The following is a 1,823-nucleotide window of genomic DNA, read 5'->3' as shown; positions in this document are numbered from 1 at the left end:
CGTATTGTCAAAACTTTATATAGAAATAAGTTATAAAATCCTATAATAAAGGGCTTTTTAAGCAAAAAACTTGCCACCCCCTAAATTCTAGAGATAATTGAGGTTACCAGACACTCAAAATCCTAGAAAAGGAAGTGGCAAGTTGTACCCTCAAATTATAACCTATTTACTCACATTATTAAAATATCAAGATCAAATGATTCGAACGTTACTTACCTTACTGATAGGCAAAAGCATGTTTGATAAACCTTCCGATGCACCTGTAAATAAACCTTATCGAAAGCTTCAAGTCGATGATTTGCCCATCATTGAAACACCAGAAAAACTTGACTTTAAGCGTTTATTATCTGATTACCTGGCTACCAAAGGGAAGCCTCTTAAACCCGTGCAAAGACGATCGAATTCAACACCTGTACCATCGTCAATAACATGCCCCAAGTGTGATGCGCCATCTGAGTATTTGTATGCGAACAATGGCGATAAGGGGCAATATCAATGTAAGGTGTGTGCGTGTCTTTTCAGTGCCAAGAATCGCTATCTCAAAGAGGCTATCCTTAAGTGCCCTCACTGTTCAAAAACGCTTGAAAAAGTGAAGAAAAGAAAAGACTTCAATGTCTTGAAATGCAAAAACAATGCTTGCCCGTACTACCAAAGAAAACGCAAAGCCATGACCCAAAAAGAAAAGAAGCGGTTCAAAGAAGATCCACAAGCCTTTAAATTACGTTATATTTACCGGGAATTTCACATTGATTTTCAGCCCTTATCCAAAAGTTCACCTCAGAAGCCTAAGGTGGATCTTTCAAGACTTTATGTCTCTCCCTATACATTGGGGCTCATTCTGACCTATCATGTCAATTATGGGCTATCCGCTCGAAAAACAGCGGCACTGATGAAGGATGTTCATGGCCTATCCATCTCCCATCAAAGCATTTTAAATTACGAAAACAGCGTCGCCTTAACGCTTAAACCTTACATTGACAACTACCCTTATGAACTTTCTGACCAATTCTGTGGTGATGAAACCTACATCCGTGTGAATGGCCGTTGGCATTACCTGGTTTTCTTTTTTGATGCCGTGAAAAAGGTTATTCTTTCTTATCCTGTATCGCCAAATCGAGACACTGTGACAGCCATTAAAGCCATTGATGATGTTTTACAGAAATTAAAAGACATCCCAGAAGATCTAACCTTTGTCGTCGATGGCAACCCAATTTATCTGTTAGCTCAACATTTCTTTGCCCAACACGACATTTCATTTGATGTTAAACAAGTCATTGGTCTCACCAACGAAGATGACGTTTCAAAAGAATATAGACCGCTCAAGCAGATTATAGAAAGACTCAATCGAACTTTTAAGGGAAACTATCGATCCACACACGGCTTCGGCTCTGAAAAAGGATCTGTCTCTTTTGTGACCTTGTTTGTCGCTTACTTCAACTTTCTAAGGCCACATTCTGCGTTAGAAGGCAAGGTCCCTGTGCTCATTCCTGAGTTAAGGGAAGCCCCTAACATGCCAGCAAGATGGACAAAATTGATTGGTTTATCCCAGCAATGGCTGAAGGATCAAACAGCCTGACTTTTGTTTAGCTGAGCCCTCTTTAGCTATCGGCGTAGCGCACTCTTGTCAAACCGAAGGAGCAAAAGGTTAAAATTTGGTAATGTCAAGGGTTCTTTGTCATGCCTACCTTTTGTTCCCTTCGCCCTTGATACTCTTAAGGCAACCTTTTTCGACTGTTTGTCAAGAGCGATTGCGGGTATTATCTCAAATCAAATGGTAGTTATTGTAACCCATGCAGGTTTTTCATAGAACTTTTGACACTACC

1 protein-coding gene is annotated in these 1,823 nt (G+C 40.0%); it reads left to right on the top strand.

Features of this window, described 5'->3' with window-relative positions; genetic code table 11:
• Positions 1-142 precede the first annotated feature (142 nt).
• Entirely contained in the window at positions 143-1,576 is a 1,434-nt protein-coding gene (locus EV207_RS22785) for a DDE-type integrase/transposase/recombinase (protein WP_132748747.1), read from the top strand.
• Positions 1,577-1,823 lie beyond the last annotated feature (247 nt).

The organism is Scopulibacillus darangshiensis (assembly GCF_004341035.1).
GTDB lineage: Bacteria > Bacillota > Bacilli > Bacillales > Sporolactobacillaceae > Scopulibacillus > Scopulibacillus darangshiensis.
The sequence above is the reverse complement of the archived record's forward strand: the minus strand, read 5'-3'. Positions and strand labels throughout refer to the sequence as shown.